Below are 4294 nucleotides of genomic sequence, written 5' to 3' on the forward strand. Positions count from 1 at the left end.
CGCGGAGATAGACGGTCGGCGGGGGAGAGGCGGTGAGCCGTGCGGCCAGCCGCCGCGCGAAGCCGTCGAAGGTGAACTCGCCCTCCCGCTCCGGCCCTTTGTCCCCTTCACTTCCTTCATCCCCTTCGTCTGCTCTGTCTCCTTCGTTGTCGAACGGCTCGTGCGGCTCGTGCGGCTCGTGCGGCTCGTACGGCTCGTGCGGCTCGTGCGGCGGGATCAGCGGACGCAGGTGCCCGGCGAGCGCCGCGTCGGGAGTGTCGTCGCCGAGCAGGTGCGCCACCACCCGGTCGGGTACGCGCAGCGAGCGGCTGAGGAAGGGCCGTTCCGGCTCCTCCAGGGTGAGCAGCCCCAGCGCGCGCAGTGGGGCCGTGGGGTGCAGCCGGGCGCGCGCGCCGGTCAGATGGACCGGGACGCCGCACAGGTCGAGTGCGAGGGCGATGGTCGCCCGCCGCCGGCTGACATCGTCGTTGAGATAGCCGTACAGCGACTCGAATCCGCGGTCCAGTTCCGGGGCGATGGCGATCAGCAGCAGGTCGGTGTCGAGCCCGGTCAGACCGAGGCGCCCGGCGATACGGGCAAGCCGGTCGTGCGGCTGCCCGGTGCCGCCGGTGCCGCCGGTGCGGGGGAGCGGCGGCGGCTGTGCGGGACTCAGCAGCCGCCGTACATGCTCCGGCGACAGATACAGCCCGCGCAGCGGATCGGCCGCCGTCGGATCGTCGGCGGACCGGTGGTCGACCAGCAGCGCGGCGCGGTCCCGCAGGCCGGCGAGGCGTTCGAGGAGAACGGCGGCGGGGCCGTTCTCGCTCTCGGCGCCTGTGACGGATGCGGTGGCAGTGTCCGTCCCGGTTTCCGTCCGGGTGTCCGTCCCGGCGTCCGCGGAGCTTTCCGTCCGGGTGTCCGTCCCGGTGTCCGCGGCGGTTCCGGTTCCGGCGTGGGTCCCGGTGTCCGCCGGGGCCGTCCTCGTCATGCCGGCGTCGGGTCGTCCGGGCCGGGCTGCCGGCTCCGCCGTACCCTGGCGCGGGCGTCCCGGGCCGCCGCCACCTGCCGTGGCCGGTGCGCGCGTTCCCCGCCCCCGGGCGTACTGCCGTCCATGGCCCGCAGCCGGACCGACGCGCCCTCGGTGACCGGCGGGCCCGCGTCGTACTCGGGATAGGCCGGGAAGGGCACGGTGAGCACGACATCGAGAGACGGTTTCAGCTCACCGCCGAGCGCCGACCAGATCTCCGCCGCGGACCGCGACTCCAACTGGCGTCCGGACACGGACAGCGGGACCGTCAGACCCTGGGCGCCGAGGGCTCCCGGCAGCCCGGACGGCGCGAGGAGTTCGCGGGGAATCAGCGTGGCCAGTACGGCCGACAGCAGCCGGTGCTCGTCCTCCGGCTGCCGGGTCCAGGCCGTCACCAGGTACGACAACCGGAACCAGCGCGGGGGCCGGCGGTGTCTGACGACCAGGTCGTGCTCGTCGCGCACGGGGATCTGACCCCGCTGGCGGCGGCTGACGTCCTCCCGGATGTCGTACAGATAGGCGTTGATCGTGGGCGAGTTGCGGCGGGCGGCCCAGTCGCGGGTGGGTGCGTCGAAGGCGACACCGATCCCGGAACCCGCCAGCGCCCCGCCGCTGATCAGCTCCTTGAGGACTTCGTCCACGTCCTGGATCACCGTCGTGCTCCGCCCTGCCGTGCCAGGGCGCTGTGCCCGGCGTGTCATCTGCCGTCGTGCTGCCGCGGAGCGCCCGCGTGCCGTCGGCCGCCGTGCGCCGCCGTACCCGATCCTGCCTCCGGGACCGCCCCTGCCCGCAGGAGCCCCGGGGACGGCGGCGGTGCAGACCCTGCTGCCCGCGAGGTCGGTTTTGGTGCCCGTCCGGTCAGATGTAGCCTTCCCGCAGGGCATGCGCCACGGCGTGTGCCCGGTTGCGCAGGTGCAGTCGGGTGGTCAGCCCGTGCATGACGTTCTTGACAGTGCGTTCGGAGTAGGACAACTTGCCGGCGATCTCTTGGGTGTCGAACCCTTCGGCGACCAGCCGCAGGACGTCCACCTCGCGCGGTGTCAGCCCGGAGGACGGAGCGCCGCGGCGTCCGGCCGCGCCGCGGTGCATCGAGCCCACCTGGGTGATGAGCCGGCCGAGCAGGTCGGCGGGCAGATCGCCGTCGCCGCGGGCGGCGGCGAGTACGGCCTGCACCAGGCGGGTGGCGGTGGCCTCGTGCCGCCAGACGATGGCGCCGACCCCGCACTCGATCACTTCGAGCAGTTCCGTCTCCCGCAGGGTGCCCACGACGAGCACCGTTCGCGCGCCGTCGCTGCGTACCAGTTGGCGCAGCCGGGTCAGCGCTTCCTCGTTCAGTGTGTCCTCGACGAGCAGGGCCACCGAGCCGGGACCGGACTCGGACGCCTTGCGGAGGACGATCTCCGGGTACCGGCGAAGCTGGCTGAACGCTCCTTCGCGCGAGATCGGGTCCGGGGCGTGCACGGCCACGGGAATCCGGTCGGCGGGGCCCGCCGTACCGGGGCGACGGGTGGCCGGCGATGTGCTGAGCAATGGTTCCCCCATGTGTTCCCCCATGTTTCTGTGCTTGCCACCTCATGTCGGCTCGGTGGCAGGTGTGCACTTTCCAGACTCGGCCGGGGGAGGGGCGGGTGCAACCATGGGAGACCACGAGCACGACCACGAGATCAGTGCCGCGACGACCGCAAGGGGTGCGACCCGTCCGGTGCCACCGGTCCCGGGCGCCACCGCCGCGCGGCCCTGTCGGGTCACCGCCTCGCGGGAGTGGCCGCCCCCGGCACCCGCAGACCGGACGAAAGGAGACAACGATGTCCGAACCGGGACGTGACCAGCCGCGCGAACACCGGGAAGCCGCCGCGCTGCTGGCGTCCGGGGCCGCTCGCGCCCGCGCCGGCTCGGGCGGCGTGGTGCTGGTGCGCGGGGCCACCGGCACCGGCCGGACCACCGTCCTGGAGAACGCGGCCGAGGAGGCCGCCCTGCTGGGCATGCGGGTGCTGCGGGCCCGCTGCTCGCCCGGCGACGCCACCGTGCCCTTCGCCGCCGCCCTCCAACTCCTCGGCCCGCTGACGGGGTTCGATGAACTGGACACGCCCGGCAGCGAGCGGGAGCGGGCCGCACTGCTGTGCCGGGTGCTGCAGTCGTACGCCGACCAATCCCCGCTGCTGCTCGCCGTGGACGACATCCACCACGCCGACCCCTCCTCGCGACGCTGGCTGGTGGAGTGCGCCCGGCACGCGGACCGGTTACCGCTGCCGGTGCTGCTGGCCGTCACCGAACGCAGCCAGTACGACATCGACCCGCCCGGGCCCGGCTTCGCCCATAACCTCCCGCCCGCTCGCGTGCGCGCCCACACGCTCCTCCCGCTCAGCGCCGCGTCGGCGGCCGAACTGGTGCGCGCCGAGTTCCCCGCGGCCACCGAGGCATGGGTCGACAACTGTGTACGGGCCGGCGCGGGCAGCCCGCTGCTGCTGCGCGCCCTCCTCCGTGACCTCGCCGACCTCGCCGACCTCGGTGCTCCGGACGGGCTCCCGGACGTGCCGGAGACCTCTGCCGCGCTGCACCCGGGGGCCTATCTGGCGGCTGCGCGGTGGTGGCTGGAGAGCGCAGGTCCCGGCACGGCGGAGGTGGCGCGGTTCCTCGCCGCCCTGGACGAGGCGTGCGACGACGAGGTGGTGGAGCCGGGCGTCGGCCCGGAATCTCCCCCCGCCAGGCTCGGCCCCCCGCTCGGGGAGCTGACGGGCACGGACCCGGCCCGGGTGACCGGCTGGCTCACCGCGATGACTCACCTGGGCGTGCTGCAACGCGACCTCGGCCCCGGCCCTCACCGCCCCGCAGGCCCGGCGGCACCCGGTACGTCCACGCGGGGTATCGGGGCGGGTTCCGAGCCGGTCCCGTACGACGGCCCGGACCCGGCGGGCTCCGGGCCCGCGCCCGCGCCCGCGCCCGGTGCGTACACGCGGCTCACCGGGACCGGCTCGGAGCAGGGCCCGTACAACGGCCCCGGGCAGGTCCCGTACACCGGCCCCGGGCAGGGCCCGTACAACGGCACGCGTCCGGCGGGCCCCGGGCCCGGCACCGCCTTGTCCACGTTCCGGACCGAGGACGGGCCGGGGCGCAGGACAGCCGACGGCCGGCTCCGCTACACCCATTCTCTGCTGCGGGACGCGTTGCTCACCGGAATGCCCCCGGCGCGGCGCCGGGAGGTGCACCGGATTGCCGCCGAGGCGATGCTGCACCTGGGTGTTGTCTCTTATACTGTTGGCCGGGAACTGGTGAAGTTATGCAATGTGG

At 74.3% G+C, this 4294-nt stretch carries 3 protein-coding genes and 1 pseudogene; 1 reads left to right on the forward strand and 3 read right to left on the reverse strand.

The window, feature by feature from the left end; genetic code table 11:
• The 3 genes and pseudogenes from ACWF94_RS34700 to ACWF94_RS34710 all read right to left on the reverse strand — a co-directional run.
• Positions 1 to 967 (reverse strand): annotated as a pseudogene (locus tag ACWF94_RS34700) (hypothetical protein); the annotation flags it as partial.
• Complete coding sequence (locus ACWF94_RS34705) at positions 964 to 1659, reverse strand: DUF4255 domain-containing protein (RefSeq protein WP_453497920.1); 696 nt, start codon at positions 1657 to 1659, stop codon at positions 964 to 966. The pseudogene ACWF94_RS34700 and the gene ACWF94_RS34705, both read right to left, overlap by 4 nt.
• A gap of 205 nt (positions 1660 to 1864) precedes the next feature.
• Complete coding sequence (locus ACWF94_RS34710; protein WP_453497923.1) at positions 1865 to 2548, reverse strand: helix-turn-helix transcriptional regulator; 684 nt, start codon at positions 2546 to 2548, stop codon at positions 1865 to 1867.
• A gap of 263 nt (positions 2549 to 2811) precedes the next feature.
• Between ACWF94_RS34710 and ACWF94_RS34715 the strand changes: the two genes are divergently transcribed.
• The coding region (locus tag ACWF94_RS34715) for an AAA family ATPase (protein ID WP_453497926.1) at positions 2812 to 4294 on the forward strand (1483 nt) is incomplete at its 3' end.

This window comes from Streptomyces sp. NPDC055078, assembly GCF_053607985.1.